Raw genomic sequence first — 15,627 nt, forward strand, 5'->3', positions numbered from 1 at the left:
CGGACAGCGGCGCCCCGTTCCTCGTGTGCGGGTCAGCGCCAGCGGGCGATGACAGTTGACCCGCCGACCACCTTGTCGCCCGGCCCGACCAGCGGGTCCGCGCCCTCAGCGGGCAGGTAGACGTCGGTCCGGGAACCGAACCGGATCAGCCCGAAGCGCTCGCCCTTGGCCAGCAGCGCGCCGATCGGCGCGCGCTGCACGATCCGGCGGGCGATCAGCCCGGTCCGCTGCGCGACCACCACAGTGCCGCGAGCGGTGTCCAGCACTGTGTACGCGGCGACGTTGTGCTCGGCGTCCGGCTTCATCGCGTTGACGAAGCCGCCATCGGCGACGAAGTAGTCCACCACCTTGCCGGCGACCGGGGCGCGGTTGACGTGCACGTCCAGCACCGACAGGAACACCGCGATCCGCAGCCACTCGCCGTCGCCGAAGCGCTCGTCGTGCAGCCGCTGCACCGACAGAACCTTCCCGTCCGCGCTGGCGACCACGGCGCTCGGGTCCTCCGGCACGTCCCGTTCGGGATCCCGGAAGAACGCGGCGACCGGCCCGGCGGCCAGGGCCGGCAGCAGCCACAGCTTGGACGACGGGCGCGCCACCTGGGCCAGCGCAGCGAGGCCCAGCGCGATGCCCGCCGCCGCCACGCCGTTGGAGTCGATGTGCATGCCCCTGGTCACCGGCACGCTCGACGGCCGGTACGCGGGGGCCAGGCTGTCGGCCGTGGCCGGGCTGGCCGGGGTGAACCGCAGTCGGTAGACCCGCACCGGTGGGGAGTTACGCAGCACCAGGTCGGCGCCGACGCCGTAGAGGGCGTCCTGTCGGGCCAGCTCGGCGGCGGCACCCTCGGTCCGGCCGGGGGTGGCGGCGGTCGCCACGCTCAGCACCGCCCCGTCGGTCAGGTACTTGGCCAACCCCTCGACGCCGCTGCGGGTGGCCTCGGCGGTGCCGGTGAACGCCTCACCGGCGACGACGACAGCGGCGGCCTCGGCTTCGGCCAGTGAGTCGACGACGCTCACCCGGTCGGCGACCCAGCGGCCCTGGGATGTGACGTGCTCGCGGAGCGCCGCGGCGCCGAACGGCTCGGCGGGCACCACGGTGAGCCGGTCACCGGGGAGCAGCGCGTCGACCGCCGCGGCCAGCACGGCGGAGTCCGGGGTCACCCCTACCAGCAGGGCGGCCTTGGGGTCGTTGATCCGGGCCAGCTCGGCGACGAGGGTACGGGCGGCTCGCTCGCCGATGCGGACCGGACCGGACCGGCCGGTGGTACGCACGGCGGGGGACTGGGTCATGTCGGGCGGGCTCCTGACGGGGGTAGAGACGGGAATCGCGGCGGGACCGCCATGGGCGGGACGGGCCGGCCGGCGGAGGCGAGATCTCCACCAGCCAGCATATGCGTCCGTCCGCGCCGGCCGCACCGCCGTGGGGATGCGGTGCACCGACGCGGACAGCCGCCCGAGGTCAGGCTTCCCTGCGCGGACCCTCCCGGTCGTCACCCGCCTGGTCGCCGACGGCCTCGACCGGTTGGTCGGACCGGGTCGGCTCGTCCCCCTCCGACGAGGCCGGTCGGGCGAGGCTCCCGACGGTCGGCTCGTCGTCTCCGTCGCCGGGTTGGGCAGGGATGGGCTCGGTCGGCGGCTCCGACGGCGGGTGTGCCAGCCAGGCCGGGTGGATCACGTCGGTGGCCGGCACGTCCTGCGCCCGCACCTCGGCGGTCGGCGTCTCCAAGGTCCGGTCCGAGACGAGCGTCGGGTCCGAGGAGGGCGGGTCCCAGGTGGACCGTTCGGCTTCCCAGACCGGCAGGGCCGTGCCGGACGTCGACGTGGCGGCACCGGAGACCGGTACGGGAGCACCGGAGACCGGTGCGCCGGAGACGGACGTGCCGGAGACGGGCGCGACGGCCCCGGCCTCGGCAATCGGCTCCGACTGGTTCGGTCGACCCGAGCGCAGCGCGCCGACCAGCCCGAAGACCCCGATCAGGATGAGTGCGCCGGCCAGGAACCAGCCGACCGGCGGCAGCGCGAGCCCGAGCAGTTGGGCGAGCAGCCACCAGGCGGACAGCGCCAGGAACACGAGCCCGAAGGCGAACGACACCAGATCCGTGCGGTGAGCCTTCACCGGGTCACCTCCAGGTTGCCGGCATTGACATGGATGTAGAGGCGCAGGGTTCCGCCGCCGGGCCCGTCCGCTCCGACGTCGGTGGATTCCCGCAGGCGGCCGTCCAGCCCGCCGGAGCGGTTGCCGAAGATGGTGGCGTCACCCGCGTTGACGTCGGCCACTGTGGTGACGTCCACGTTCGGCGGCACGACCACAGTCGCCTGGCCGAAGTTGACGGCCACTGTCACCTGGCTGTCCCGTTTCGCGAAGTCGATCCCGCGCAGGTCGAGCACGGCGTCACCGAAGCTGTTCTCGTACCGGTCCGCCAGGTCGCGGTAGTCGGTGGGCGCCCAGGTCACTGCGCCGTCGACCCCCCGGATCCGGTCGTAGGACTCGGCGACGGTCGCCGTGCCCAGCGCCGCGGCGGTCACCAAACCGAGCGCGATGAGCCAGCGCGCCCGCCCGAACCACGTGCCGACCAGCAGGCCCAGCGCGATCGTGGCCAGCGCGGCCGCGAAGTACGCCGAGGCGCTGATGGCGAAGACGTCCAGCAGGTCGAGCAGGGCGACCAGACCGAGCACCAGGAAGATCAGCGAGAAGGTCACCGCGCCGAGCGGCGACCGCTCCTTGGGGCGCTTCGGCGGCTTCGGTGGCTTCGGCGGAGGAGGCGCGGCCGGGGTCGGCGAAGCGTACGGGCCGTGTGGCGCGAACGGGGGGCGGTAACCGGAGGGCGGCGGGGCGGTCGGATAGCCGGCCGGGGCCGCGGGTGTGTTCACCGGTGCCGACGGCCAGCCGGCGCTGGGCATGGCGGTGCTCGGCCAACCGGGCTGGGCGGCCGTCGTGCCGGCCGGTTGCCCGGACACCGGGCCGACCCCGGACACCGGCTGCGTCGCGCTGGTCGGCGGCGCGTCGTACGCCGGGATGGTGACGGTGGGCGTCGCCCCCGTCGTCGCGGTGGGGTACCCCGGACCGGTGCTGAACATCGGCGGCGTCGCCGCCGGGCCGGTCGACGGTGCCACGCCGTACGACGGCCAGGTCACCGGTGGGACGACCGCGCCGGACGGTGCGGCGGGCGGCGGACCACCCGGGGTGCCGGGTCGTGGGTTGCGGCCGTCCCGGTTGAGCAGGAGCGCGCCGGCGACCAGGATGGCCGCGCCGAGCAGCACCGCGCGGAAGGCGTCGGTGACGATGTACGCGAAGCTGGCCGCGACCAGGATGCCCAGGACGATCACCGTCACCGGGGACATGCTGGAGCGACCGCGACCGAGCATTGACTCGACGGGGGACGCGGTGTCGCCCTCGTTCGGGATGATCAGCCAGGCGGCGACGTACACCAGAATGCCGATGCCCCCGAAGAACCCGAGCACCGCGAGCAGCACCCGCCAGAGCACCGGATCGGTGTTGGTGGCCCGCCCGATCGCCGCGCAGACACCGGCCAGATACCGGCCCTCGCGCGGCCGGACCAGCCCGTACCGCGAGGTGAAGCCGGTGCCGCCCAGCGGCGGTGGCGGCGCGGACGGACCGGGACCGCCCGGCCCGGTTGGCGTGCCGCCCGGGCCGTAGCCGGTGCCCGCCGCGAACCCCGGGCCAGGGCCGTAGCCGGCCGTGGGCGGCGCGTGACCGCCGGCCGGCTCGCCGGGCGCGGTGCCGGCGGTCGCGTCGGTGCCGGAGTGCGGACCGAACGTGCTGGGCTCGGTCCATTCGGTGGGCGTGGTGGTGGGCGGGGGCGGTGCTGAACCGCCCGGCTGTGCCGACCCCGGTCGGGGCGGCGGGGCAGCTTCCTCGGTCATGCTTCGATCCTGCTGCCCGGTCCACCCGAACGACCTCAGGACCCGACCCTGACCCCACCCTGAGATCCGGCGGCCGGAATGTCGGGGGCGTCCCCGTGGTCGCGGACGCCGCAGCGTGTGACGATCGAGTCACCGACCTCGACCTGTCCGCCACCGTGACCAGGGAGCCTCCGATCAGCACCGTGACCCCGCCCCCGCGCCTGTACCGCGCCCCGGAGCACCGGATGGCCGCCGGCGTTGCCGCCGGTATCGCCGACCATCTCGGCATCTCGGTGCTGCGGGTGCGCGTCGCGTTCATGGTCCTGCTCGGGCTGAGCGGGCTCGGCCTGCTGCTCTACGCCGCCTTCTGGGCGGTGGTGCCGCTGCGTCCCGGTGACACAGCGGTGCCGCCCCGGCGGGACGTCGCCCAACTCCTGCCGTTCGTGGGGATCGGGCTCGGTGTGCTGTTGATCCAGGTGATGGTCTTCGACTCGGTCGGCGCGGCGGGCACCGCCGGGTGGTTGGTGGCCATCATCGCGGTCGGCGCCGGGGTCATCTGGCACCAGTCCGCGCCCGAGCGGCGGCGGCAGTGGGGCGACGCGATGCCGGTGCCCTGGCTCGGCGCGGTCGTCGAGGAGAGCGACCGGCGGGCCTTCGTGCTGCGGTTCATCGGCGGGGGAGTGCTGGTCGCGGTCGGCATCATCGGCGTCGCGGCCGTCTACTCACCGGCACAGAACTTCGACGCGGTGATCAATGGCGTGATCTTCGCGTTGGTCGGGCTGGCGGGTGTCGGAGTGGTCGCCGCGCCGGTGCTCTGGCGGACGTACAGCCAGCTCCGCTCGGAGCGCGAGGGGCGCATCCGCGAGCAGGAGCGGGCCGAGTTGGCCGCGATGGTGCACGACCAGGTGCTGCACACGTTGGCCCTGATCCAGCGCAACGCCGGCGACGTCAAGACGGTGCAGCGGCTGGCCCGAGGGCAGGAGCGTTCGCTGCGCAACTGGCTCTACAAGCCGACCGCTTCGCCGAGCGAGCGCTTCGCCGCCGCTCTGGAGCAGGCCGCGGCCGAGGTCGAGGACACCTTCGCGATCAGCGTGGAGACGGTGGTGGTGGGGGACCGGGAGACCGACGAGAAGGTCGGGGCGCTGGTCGCGGCCGCGCGGGAGGCGTTGGTGAACGCCGCCCGGCACGCCGGTGTGCAGACCGTGTCGCTCTACGCCGAGGTGGAACCGGATCAGGTCAGTGTCTTCGTCCGGGACCGGGGGAAGGGCTTCGATCCGGATACCGTGGAGGACCACCGGCACGGCGTACGCGGCTCGATCATCGGGCGGATGAAGCGGCACGGCGGACGGGCCGAAATACGGTCCGGCCCGGGGGAGGGGACCGAGGTCCGGCTGATCCTGCCGATCTCCCGGGACTCGTCCGCAGCGGAGAGGAACAGATGACCATGGCCGAGCAGTCGACCGAGCACCTCGACCCGGCGGATGCCCGCCCCGAGCGGCTGCGGGTGTTCCTGGTGGACGACCACGCCATGTTCCGAGCCGGGGTGCGCGCGGAGTTGGGCGCCCACGTCGAGGTGGTGGGCGAGGCGAGCACTGTGGCCGAGGCGGTCACCCGGATCGCCGCCGTCGGCCCGGACGTGGTGCTGCTCGACGTGCACATGCCCGACGGCGGCGGTCGCGCGGTGCTGGAGGCGATGCGGCGTACGCACCCGCAGGTCAAGTTCCTCGCGTTGAGCGTCTCCGACGCGGCGGAGGACGTGATCGGGCTGATCCGTGCCGGCGCCCGCGGGTACGTCACCAAGACCATCTCCCCGGACGAGTTGGCTGCCGCGATCCGTCGGGTGGCCGACGGGGACGCGGTGTTCAGCCCACGGCTGGCCGGGTTCGTGCTGGACGCCTTCGCGGCCCGGCCGGACGCGCCGGTGGCCGACCCGGAGCTGGACCAGCTCACCAACCGTGAGCGTGAGGTGCTGCGGCTGCTGGCCCGGGGGTACGCGTACAAGGAGATCGCCAAGGAGCTCTTCATCTCCATCAAGACGGTGGAGACGCACGTGTCGAACGTGTTGCGCAAGCTTCAGATGTCCAACCGCTACGAGCTCTCCCGTTGGGCGGCGGATCGCCGCCTCGTGTGACGGCGGGTCGGCACCGACGAGGATCAGAGAAACGTCCGGCGCGCCCTCGTACACCCAGCCGATGATCGTGTCCGGGTAGCCGTGGGGGCCCTCATCCGGATGGGTCGAAACATGAGTCGTGACGGACGTCCCACCGGGCTCGGGTGACCTCGGGGCTCGTGCGGGGGCCGAGGCCGACTGTTCGGGTGGCGCAACGTATTTCCTGCTCAGTGCCGCCCGCGTCGGGCGTTTTATGATCATTTTTCAAGTATCGGCAACGTGGCGGGCAACTAACGGCTTGATAACGGCACCTTCACGGAAGAGGCCAGTGGGTGTCACAGTGGCAGCACCTCACCATCGGTGTGTGGCACTCCGTACGCCCCACGACCACGATTTCGCCGATCTCGGCGGCCCGTGGCTGTGTCGATTGCGTCGTGCCAAGCCTCGTTGGTGGGGGAGCCCGGCGGATCGGAACATCAGGGGTGTCCCCAACTTCCCTGTGGTCCCGGCGACCCGCGCCCCGGGGTGGTCGGGCGGTGTCACCCCCAAACGTGCGTGAAACCCACGACGGAACCTGGTTAGAAAGAGGAGGCCCCTCGGAATGAGAGTCTCGAAGCGGGCGACGAGCGCCATCGCGCTCAGCGCGGCTGCCGCGCTTGTCGCGAGCGGTTGCTCGAGCGGCGGCGACGGCGACACTGCCGCCAGCACGGATGGCTCGATCGTTGTTCACGGCGTCCAGCCGGAGAACCCGCTGGTCCCGTCGAACACCACGGAGACCGGTGGCGGCAAGATCATCGACTGGATGTGGACCGGCCTGGTCGAGTACCCGAACGACGGTGGGGCCCCGCGTAACGCGCTGGCGGAGTCCATCAACACCACGGACTCCAAGGTCTTCACGATCAAGATCAAGGCCGGTACCAAGTTCCACGACGGTACCGAGGTCAAGGCGAAGAACTTCGTCGACGCCTGGAACTGGGCCGCCTACTCGCCGAACGGCGCGCAGAACGGCACCTTCTTCGCGGACATCGCGGGCTTCGACCAGACCTACACCACGGACCCGGATGGCGCGGACGGCCCGAAGAAGGCCCCGACGCCGACGACCGACAAGATGTCCGGCCTGAAGGTCATCGACGACCAGACCTTCGAGGTCACCCTGGCGGCGCCGACCGCGGTCTTCCCGACCAAGCTCGGCTACAGCGCCTTCATGCCGCTGCCGGACGTGTTCTTCACCATGAAGCCGGAAGAGTTCGGCCGCAAGCCGATCGCCAACGGCCCGGTGAAGTTCGTGTCCTGGGAGGACAACGCCCTCATCAAGCTGACGCGCTTCGACGACTACAACCTTCGCGACAAGATGAAGGTCAAGGACGTCGACGTCAAGCTGTACCAGGACGACAACGCCGCCTACGCCGATCTGCTGGCCAACAACCTCGACTTCATGGAGGTTGTTCCCACCTCGGCGCTCGCCGGTGACAAGTGGAAGACCGACCTCGGTGACCGGGGCCGCTCGACCGTCACGCCGTCGACCGCGTTCATCGCGTTCCCGATCTACGACAAGCGCTTCCAGAACCCGAAGCTGCGTCGTGCCGTGTCGCTGGCGGTCAACCGGCAGGAGATCTCGGACAAGATCTTCTTCGGCACCCGCAAGCCGGCCGACAGCTGGGCGAACCCGCTGACCCCTGGCGCCAAGCCGGGCAACTGCACCGCCTGCAAGTTCGACCCGGCCACGGCCAAGACGCTGCTCGCCGAGGCCGGTGGCTTCACCGGTGAGATGGTCTTCTACTACAACGCGGACTCCGCCCACAAGGACTGGATGGACGCCGTCGCGCAGCAGGTCAAGACCAACCTCAACATCAACGCTCGGGCCGAGGGTGTGCCGACCTTCGCGGTGTTCCGCCAGAACATCAACGCCCACAAGATGACCGGCCCGTACCGTGCTGCCTGGCAGCAGGACTACCCGGACGTCGAGAACTGGGTCAACCCGCTGTTCGTCACCAACGGCTCCTCGAACGACGGCCTCTACAGCAACACCGAGGTCGACGCCCTTGCCAAGCAGGCCAGCGGCGCTCCGAGCCTGGAGGCCTCGCACGAGGCGTTCGCCAAGGCGGTCGAGAAGGTCGACCAGGACGTCCCGAGCATCCCGGTCTACTTCTACGGTCAGCAGTCCGGCCACTCGGAGAAGATCAAGAAGCTCGAGCTGAACAACGTCGGCGAGATCGACATCACCTCGGTCGAGCTCTGATCCGAACGGTCTGACCCCGGGTCGGGCTCGCCACATCCGGTGAGCCCGACCCGGGGCCGTTCCGCGATTGGGTGTTACAACACTCCACTCGCACGTTGTCACCACCGTGTCGGCCGTCCGACGCGCCCCCTGTCTGGAGGACCACCCCATGGGCCGTTATCTGTTGAGACGGCTGCTCCAACTCGTGCCGGTCTTCATCGGTACGACGTTCCTGATCTACTGGCTCGTCTGGGCCGTTCCGGGCGATCCGTTCGCCGGCAAGTGCGGCGAGCGTCGCTGCCCGGACCAGTACATCGCCTTCATGACCGAGAAGTACCACCTCGACCAGAACGTCTTCGTGCAGTACGGCAACTACATGAAGAACCTGCTCCAGGGCGACTTCGGTCAGACGTTCCAGCAACGCGAGATCAGCGACATCATCCTGACTGCGTACCCGAACACCCTGAAGCTGGCCCTCGTGGCGCTCGCCATCGAGGCGATCATCGGCCTCGGCGCCGGCGTGCTGTCCGGTCTTCGGCGTAACGGCTTCCTGGACAACCTGGTCCTGGTCTCCACCCTCTTCCTGATCGCGCTGCCGGTCTTCGTGGTCGGCTTCGTGCTGCAGTGGCTGCTGGGCGTGCAGTGGGGCATCATCAAGCCGACCGTCTCCTCCGAGATGCGGTGGTCCGAGCTGATCGTGCCGGGCTTCGTGCTGGGCAGCGCGTCAGTGGCGTACATCGCCCGGGTGGCGCGAACGAGCATCGCCGAGAACCGTCGCGCGGACTACGTGCGCACCGCCATCGCCAAGGGCCTGCCGATGCGCCGGGTGGTCGGTGTGCACCTGCTGCGCAACTCGCTCATCCCGGTGGTGACCCTGCTCGGCACCGACCTCGGTGCCCTGATGGGTGGCGCGATCGTCACCGAGGGAATCTTCGGCATCAACGGAATCGGCCGCCAGGTCTTCCGGGCGATCATCACCAAGGAAAGCGCCACGGTGGTAGGAATCGTGGTCGTCCTGGTGCTGGTCTATCTCGTGATGAACCTGCTGGTTGACCTGCTCTACGCCGCCCTGGACCCGAGGATCCGTTATGAGTGACCCGAGTACCGCATCGATCGTCAGCACCCCTGGCGCACACCCGACCGACTCCGCCGCCCCCGCCACCGCGGGCCAGCCGCAGAGCAACGAGAAGCCGCGCGGCCTGCTCGGCGACGCCTGGCGGGACCTGCGGCGCAAGCCGCTGTTCTGGATCTCGGCCACGCTGATCGTGATCTTCCTGCTGATGGCCACCTTCCCGGCGCTGTTCGCCCCGGGCGACGCGGTCAACGGCTCGCTGTCCCGCAGCCTCGACAAGCCGTCCGCAAATGGCTGGTTCGGCTACGACGTGCAGGGCCGCGACGTGTACGCCCGGGTCATCTACGGCGCACGGGCCTCCATCGTGGTCGCCGTGCTCTCCGTGATGGGCACACTGCTCATCGGCGGAACCATGGGCATCATCTCCGGTTACCGCGGTGGTTGGGTGGACGGGCTGCTCAGCCGGATCGCCGACGTCTTCTTCGGTCTGCCGTTCGTGCTCGGCGCGATCGTCATCCTGACCACGTTCAACGGGTCGGGCGCCGGCAACAGCAAGGCCCAGATCATGGGCCTGGTGATCGCGTCACTGATCGTGCTGAGCTGGCCGGTCGTGATGCGGCTGATGCGCTCCTCGGTGCTCGCCACCAAGGAGGCCGACTACATCGTGGCGGCCCGCGCGCTGGGCGCCGGCACCGGCCGGATCATCCTCAAGCACCTGCTGCCGAACTGCCTGGCCCCGCTGCTGGTCTACGGCACGATCATGGTCGGCTCGTTCATCGGCGCCGAGGCCACCCTGTCGTTCCTGGGCGTCGGTCTGAAGTCGCCGGTGGTGTCCTGGGGCATCATGATCAGTGACGGGCAGAATTTCGTCCGGGTCGCGCCAGGGCTGGTGTTCTTCCCCGCCGCGTTCCTCGTCACCGCAGTGCTGAGCTTCGTGATGCTCGGTGAATCGGTCCGCGAGGCCCTCGATCCGAAACTCCGCTAGGGGAGATCCAGTGTCCGACATTCTCGTGTCCGAGCAGTCCGCGCCGGGACCCGGCGGGTCCGGGCGTCCCTCCGGCCGCCTGCTCGAGGTCGAAGACCTGCGGGTGGAGTTCCGTACCCGGGACGGCGTCGCAAAGGTCATCAACGGGGTCACGTACCACGTCGACGCGGGGGAGACCCTCGCCGTGCTCGGCGAGTCCGGCTCCGGTAAGAGCGTCACCGCACAGACCATCATGGGCATCCTCGACACGCCGCCCGGCTTCGTGACCGGTGGGCAGGTCCGCTTCCACGGCAAGGACATGCTCCGCATGGCCGACGAGGAGCGCCGCCGCATCCGCGGTGAGGGCATCGCGATGATCTTCCAGGACGCGCTCTCCGCGCTGAACCCCGTCTTCACCGTCGGGTTCCAGATCGCCGAGCAGTTCCGCGTCCGGCGGGGCATGGGCCGCGCCGAGGCCAAGAAGCGCGCGATCGACATGCTCGACCAGGTCAAGATCCCGAACGCCAAGGGCCGGTTCAACAACTACCCGCACCAGTTCTCCGGCGGCATGCGGCAGCGCGCGATGATCGCGATGTCGCTGGCGCTCGACCCCGAGGTGCTGATCGCGGACGAGCCGACCACCGCCCTCGACGTGACAGTGCAGGCCCAGATCATGGACCTGCTGGCCGAGCTTCAGCGCGAGCGGCAGATGGGCATGATCCTGATCACCCACGACCTCGGTGTGGTCGCCGACGTCGCGGACCGGATCGCGGTCATGTACGCGGGCCGGATCGTCGAGGAAGCCAACGTGTACGACCTGTACGCCAAGCCGGCGCACCCGTACACGCTGGGTCTGATCGACTCGATCCCGCGCATGGACGAGAAGGGGCAGCAGCTCCGGACGATCAAGGGCCTCCCGCCGAACCTGATGAACATCCCGCCGGGCTGCCCGTTCAACCCGCGGTGCCCGATGGCTCAGCCGGTGTGCCGGGAGAAGGTCCCGCCGCTGCTGCAGGTCGGCCCCGCCCGGGCCAGCGCCTGCCACTTCGCCGAGGAGCTGGTGAACCGTGTCTGAGAACATCCTCGAGGTCAATGACCTGGTCAAGCACTACCCCGTCACGCAGGGTGTGGTGTTCAAGAAGACCGTCGGTCAGGTCAAGGCGGTCGACGGGGTCTCGTTCGGTCTGCGCGCCGGTGAGACGCTCGGTGTGGTCGGCGAGTCCGGCTGCGGCAAGTCGACGCTCGCCCGGGTGCTGATGAACCTGGAGAAGCCGACCGCCGGCAACGTGGTCTACAAGGGCCAGGACATCTCCAAGCTGTCCGGTGGGGCGCTGCGGCGCCTGCGCCGGCAGATCCAGCTGGTCATGCAGGACCCGTACACCTCGCTGAACCCGCGGATGACCGTCGGTGACCTGCTCGGTGAGCCGTTCGAGATCCACCCCGAGGTGGCCCCGAAGGGCAGCCGCCGGGCCAAGGTTCGCGAGCTGCTCGACCTGGTCGGGCTCAACCCGGAGCACATCAACCGGTACCCGCACCAGTTCTCCGGCGGTCAGCGTCAGCGCATCGGCATCGCCCGCGCGCTCGCGCTGCGGCCCGAGATCATCGTCTGCGACGAGCCGGTGTCGGCGCTGGACGTCTCCATCCAGGCCCAGGTCATGAACCTGCTGGAGCAGTTGCAGGGCGAGTTCGGCCTCTCGTACGTCTTCATCGCGCACGACCTGTCGGTGGTCCGCCACCTGTCGGACCGGGTCGCGGTGATGTACCTCGGCAAGATCGTCGAGATCGGCACCGAGGACGAGATCTACGAGCGACCGACCCACCCGTACACCCAGGCGCTGCTCTCCGCGGTGCCGGTGCCGGACCCGACCCAGCGGCACAACAAGACGATCATCCGGCTCACGGGTGACGTGCCGTCGCCGATCAGCCCGCCGTCGGGCTGCCGGTTCCGGACCCGCTGCTGGAAGGCGCAGGACGTCTGCGCCGAGCAGGTCCCGCTGCTGGAGATCCGTCGGGACTCGGACCACCCGAGCGCCTGCCACTTCGCGGAGAAGCGCGAGATCGTCGCCAGCCACGAGGTGTGAGTCACCGAAACCGCCTGCCGCCGTCGCCACGACGACGGCAGGCGGTTTCGTCTGTCCGTGACCCGCATCGGCCGCGCGGCACCCGGCCGCCCACGCGGCGTCAGCAAGCACGACGGGCGGTGCGGCTCACCAGGTGGCCGTGGCCCGGTTCAGCGCGGGCTGGGGGCGGCTCACAGCGGGCCGCGGCCCGCGCGGAGCAACAGCAACGCCAGTTGCGTGCCGTCGGCGCCGAGCGCAACCCGGAAACGCTCCAGGATCTCCCGTTCCCGGGAGAGCACCAGGCGGGTCCCACCGGACGCGATCCGGGTCACCCCGACCTCCTGGGACAACGCGGCCCGCTCCTGCCAGAGCGTGATCAATGCGTGGTCGATCTCGTCGATCCGTTCCCTGATCTGCACGATCCGCGCCGAGGCGGACGGCTCCTGGGTGCCGGTCTGCTGCTCGGCCGGCTCGGCGTCCGCACCCGTCGGTGGTGTGGCCACCGCCGGCTCAGCCCCCTGCACGACGGGCTGCCCCGGTCGGATCGGGCTGCCGCTCTGCTCCATCACGTCTGTCATCATCGGGTACCTCTCGCACTGTGGTGCCCGGTGCCCGGAACCTGGGACGGAAAAAGCCCCGGACTCCAGGAGCCCGGGGCTTTAGCAGGTCTGAATCGATCAGGCGCGACCTACGGCAGCCGGACTCCCGGTGCCATAGTAAAAGTAGAAGCGCGCAGCGATCACGCCGTCGAGTATGCCCACGTCGTTGCCGGGTGCGCAAGCATTCGGCGTCGTGAAGGGCACCTTCCCGGCGGTTGGGCGTCCCGAATGGTGGTGCGCGCCGTCGGGCACGAGCTGCTGAGCGCCAGCGGCGCAGTGTCCGGCCCGCGGCATAGACTTGTCGGGCGATGCATCCTCTCTTCGACATCCCCGCGTCCCCGCCTGCGCCGGAGTCCGCGCCGGCCCGCCCGCACCGACCCGGGGCGGCCGCCGCGCGCCTCGATCCGCAGCAGCTGCTCGCCGGTCTGAACGGGCCGCAGCGCGACGCCGTCAGCCATGCCGGCTCGCCGCTGCTGATCGTGGCCGGCGCCGGGTCCGGCAAGACCCGGGTGCTCACGCACCGGATCGCCTATCTGCTCGCCGCTCGGGACGTGCACCCCGGTGAGATCATCGCGATCACCTTCACCAACAAGGCCGCCGGCGAGATGAAGGAGCGCGTCGCCGCGCTGGTGGGCCCCCGGGCCCGCCTGATGTGGGTGTCGACGTTCCACTCGGCCTGCGTGCGGATCCTGCGTGCCGAGCACCAGCACGCCGGCCTCAAGTCGACGTTCTCGATCTATGACGCGGACGACTCCCGCCGGTTGATGCAGTTGGTCACCCGCGAGCTGGATCTCGACCCGAAGCGCTACCCGGCGCGTGGGCTGGCCGCCCAGGTCTCCAACCTCAAGAACGAGCTGGTCGACCCGGAGCAGTTCGCGGCGCGGGCCACCGGGCCCAACGAGCGGGCGCTGGCCGAGGCGTACACGCTCTACCAGCGTCGGCTGCGTGAGGCACATGCCCTGGACTTCGACGACCTGATCATGACCACGGTGCACCTGCTCCAGTCCCACCCGCATGTCGCGGAGAGCTACCGCCGACGGTTCCGGCACGTGTTGGTGGACGAGTACCAGGACACCAACCACGCCCAGTACGTCCTGATCAAGCAGCTGGTCTCCGGCACCGACGGGCTGGAGCCCGCCGAGCTGTGCGTGGTCGGCGACGCCGACCAGTCGATCTACGCGTTCCGGGGTGCGACGATCCGCAACATCCTGGAGTTCGAACGGGACTTCACCGACGCGCGGACGATCCTGCTGGAGCAGAACTACCGCTCCACCCAGACCATCCTCAACGCGGCCAACGCGGTGATCGACCGCAACACCTCCCGCAAACCGAAGCGGCTGTGGAGCGAGGCCGGCGCCGGCGAGCAGATCGTCGGCTACGTGGCCGACACCGAGCACGCCGAGGCCGACTGGGTGGCCCGGGAGATCGACCGGCTGGTCGACGCCGACGAGACCCGCCCCGGCGACGTCGCCGTCTTCTACCGCACCAATGCGCAGTCCCGCGTCTTCGAGGAGGTGTTCATCCGGGTCGGCCTGCCCTACAAGGTGGTCGGCGGGGTGCGCTTCTACGAGCGCAAGGAGGTCCGCGACGCCTTGGCGTACCTGCGTTCGGTGGTCAACGACGACGACACGGTGAGCCTGCGGCGAGTGCTCAACACCCCGCGCCGGGGCATCGGCGACCGCGCCGAGGCTTGTGTCGAGGCGCTCTCCAGCCGCGACCGGATCTCCTTCGGCGCGGCGCTGCGCCGGGCCCGGGAGGCGCCGGGCATCTCCAGTCGGGCGGCCAACGGCATAGCCGATTTCGTGGCGCTGCTCGACGGCGCTCGCGAGCTGGCCGAGACCGGGACCCCGGAGGAGGTGCTGGAGGCGCTGCTGACCCGCTCCGGCTACCTCACCGAGCTGGAGGAGAGCCTCGACCCGCAGGACGCCGGCCGGGTGGACAACCTCCAGGAGCTGGTCAGCGTCGCCCGCGAGTACACCGAGCGGATCGAGGCGCTGGGCGAGGAGGGCGAGCGGGCCACCCTGGCCGGCTTCCTGGAGCAGGTGGCGCTGGTCGCCGACGCCGACCAGATCCCCTCCGACGACCCCGACCACCAGGGCGTGGTCACCCTGATGACGCTGCACACCGCCAAGGGACTGGAATTCCCGGTGGTCTTTCTGACCGGGCTCGAGGACGGCGTCTTCCCGCACCTGCGCTCGCTGGGCGACACCCGCGAGTTGGAGGAGGAGCGCCGCCTGGCGTACGTCGGCATCACCCGTGCCCGGCAGCGGCTCTACATGTCCCGGGCGGTGACCCGCTCGGCCTGGGGGCAGCCGTCCTACAACCCGCCGTCGCGCTTCCTGGAGGAGCTGCCGACCGAGTTGGTGCACTGGGAGCGCACCGAGGGGTCGTACACCTCGTGGGCTGGCGGGGGCGGCGGCGTCGGTGGTCGCGCGGACCGCGCGCCCGGCGTGCGCGGCAACTTCACCGGAGGCACACCGAAGGCGGCGCAGCTGGCCCAGCGGCTCGGCGTGGACGCCAGCCGGCTGACCACGGCCAGCGAGCTGCCGCAGGGGCCGAAGGTGTCAGCGGGCGACCGGGTCAACCATCAGCGGTACGGGTTGGGGCGGGTGCTCGCCGTCGAGGGGCACGGCCCGGGTGCCCGCGCGCAGATCGACTTCGGCGACCAGACCATGTGGCTGGTGCTCCGGCACGCCCCGGTCGACAAGCTCTGACCCCGTCGCGCCCGCACCATCGCACTGAAG

Annotated in this window: 11 protein-coding genes and 1 pseudogene; 8 read left to right on the top strand and 4 right to left on the bottom strand. The window is 70.4% G+C overall.

What is annotated here, in order from left to right; translation table 11 throughout:
- Positions 1-32 precede the first annotated feature (32 nt).
- The 3 genes and pseudogenes from ABZ794_RS16770 to ABZ794_RS16780 form a co-directional block, all read right to left on the bottom strand.
- The gene (locus ABZ794_RS16770; RefSeq protein WP_357516157.1) at positions 33-1,286 is read right to left on the bottom strand and encodes a phosphatidylserine decarboxylase; all 1,254 of its coding nucleotides are present in this window, start codon (positions 1,284-1,286) and stop codon (positions 33-35) included.
- Positions 1,287-1,929: 643 nt separating this feature from the next.
- Positions 1,930-2,112: pseudogene (locus ABZ794_RS16775) on the bottom strand (hypothetical protein); the annotation flags it as partial.
- Positions 2,109-3,881 (bottom strand): PspC domain-containing protein, encoded by a 1,773-nt coding sequence (locus ABZ794_RS16780; RefSeq protein ID WP_357516159.1) that lies wholly within the window; start codon positions 3,879-3,881, stop codon positions 2,109-2,111. The pseudogene ABZ794_RS16775 and the gene ABZ794_RS16780, both read right to left, overlap by 4 nt.
- Positions 3,882-4,036: 155 nt before the next feature.
- Here ABZ794_RS16780 and ABZ794_RS16785 point away from each other — a divergent pair, with 155 nt between their 5' ends.
- From ABZ794_RS16785 to ABZ794_RS16815, 7 genes are all read left to right on the top strand, one after another.
- Positions 4,037-5,302, top strand: coding sequence for an ATP-binding protein (locus tag ABZ794_RS16785; protein ID WP_091406533.1), 1,266 nt, complete (start codon positions 4,037-4,039; stop codon positions 5,300-5,302).
- 2 nt (positions 5,303-5,304) lie between these two features.
- Positions 5,305-5,991, top strand: a complete 687-nt coding sequence (locus ABZ794_RS16790; protein WP_030337843.1) for a response regulator transcription factor — start codon at positions 5,305-5,307, stop codon at positions 5,989-5,991.
- Between the two features lie 580 nt (positions 5,992-6,571).
- A complete protein-coding gene (locus ABZ794_RS16795; RefSeq protein ID WP_210783358.1) occupies positions 6,572-8,209 on the top strand; it encodes an ABC transporter substrate-binding protein in 1,638 nt (545 codons plus the stop codon).
- A 148-nt stretch (positions 8,210-8,357) separates the two neighbouring features.
- Positions 8,358-9,284, top strand: a complete 927-nt coding sequence (locus tag ABZ794_RS16800) for an ABC transporter permease (RefSeq protein ID WP_210783360.1) — start codon at positions 8,358-8,360, stop codon at positions 9,282-9,284.
- A complete protein-coding gene (locus ABZ794_RS16805; protein ID WP_210783362.1) occupies positions 9,277-10,245 on the top strand; it encodes an ABC transporter permease in 969 nt (322 codons plus the stop codon). The genes ABZ794_RS16800 and ABZ794_RS16805 overlap by 8 nt, the downstream gene beginning before the upstream one ends.
- A gap of 25 nt (positions 10,246-10,270) precedes the next feature.
- Positions 10,271-11,299, top strand: a complete 1,029-nt coding sequence (locus ABZ794_RS16810; RefSeq protein WP_210783397.1) for an ABC transporter ATP-binding protein — start codon at positions 10,271-10,273, stop codon at positions 11,297-11,299.
- Positions 11,292-12,305 carry a dipeptide ABC transporter ATP-binding protein gene (locus tag ABZ794_RS16815; RefSeq protein ID WP_210783364.1) on the top strand — a complete coding sequence of 338 codons (1,014 nt, stop codon included), beginning with the start codon at positions 11,292-11,294 and terminating at the stop codon, positions 12,303-12,305. The genes ABZ794_RS16810 and ABZ794_RS16815 overlap by 8 nt, the downstream gene beginning before the upstream one ends.
- Before the next feature lie 170 nt (positions 12,306-12,475).
- Here the strand turns inward: ABZ794_RS16815 and ABZ794_RS16820 are convergent, their stop codons facing one another.
- Entirely contained in the window at positions 12,476-12,865 is a 390-nt protein-coding gene (locus tag ABZ794_RS16820; RefSeq protein WP_210783366.1) for a chorismate mutase, read from the bottom strand.
- A gap of 326 nt (positions 12,866-13,191) precedes the next feature.
- On the opposite strand from ABZ794_RS16820, the gene pcrA reads away from it, so the two are divergent.
- Positions 13,192-15,597: a DNA helicase PcrA gene (pcrA, locus tag ABZ794_RS16825; protein WP_210783368.1), complete on the top strand. Its 2,406-nt coding sequence runs from the start codon at positions 13,192-13,194 to the stop codon at positions 15,595-15,597.
- Positions 15,598-15,627 lie beyond the last annotated feature (30 nt).

Origin of the sequence: Micromonospora sp. NPDC047187 (assembly GCF_040643355.1) — a bacterium.
GTDB lineage: Bacteria > Actinomycetota > Actinomycetes > Mycobacteriales > Micromonosporaceae > Micromonospora > Micromonospora salmantinae.

Excerpts from the sequence above, each read along its gene's own strand:
- ABZ794_RS16800 (WP_210783360.1), top strand. The coding sequence starts at position 8,358 with ATGGGCCGTTATCTGTTGAGACGGCTGCTCCAACTCGTGCCGGTCTTC.
- pcrA (WP_210783368.1), top strand. The coding sequence starts at position 13,192 with ATGCATCCTCTCTTCGACATCCCCGCGTCCCCGCCTGCGCCGGAGTCC.
- ABZ794_RS16770 (WP_357516157.1), bottom strand. The coding sequence starts at position 1,286 with ATGACCCAGTCCCCCGCCGTGCGTACCACCGGCCGGTCCGGTCCGGTC.
- ABZ794_RS16805 (WP_210783362.1), top strand. The coding sequence starts at position 9,277 with ATGAGTGACCCGAGTACCGCATCGATCGTCAGCACCCCTGGCGCACAC.
- ABZ794_RS16790 (WP_030337843.1), top strand. The coding sequence starts at position 5,305 with ATGGCCGAGCAGTCGACCGAGCACCTCGACCCGGCGGATGCCCGCCCC.
- ABZ794_RS16780 (WP_357516159.1), bottom strand. The coding sequence starts at position 3,881 with ATGACCGAGGAAGCTGCCCCGCCGCCCCGACCGGGGTCGGCACAGCCG.
- ABZ794_RS16795 (WP_210783358.1), top strand. The coding sequence starts at position 6,572 with ATGAGAGTCTCGAAGCGGGCGACGAGCGCCATCGCGCTCAGCGCGGCT.
- ABZ794_RS16820 (WP_210783366.1), bottom strand. The coding sequence starts at position 12,865 with ATGATGACAGACGTGATGGAGCAGAGCGGCAGCCCGATCCGACCGGGG.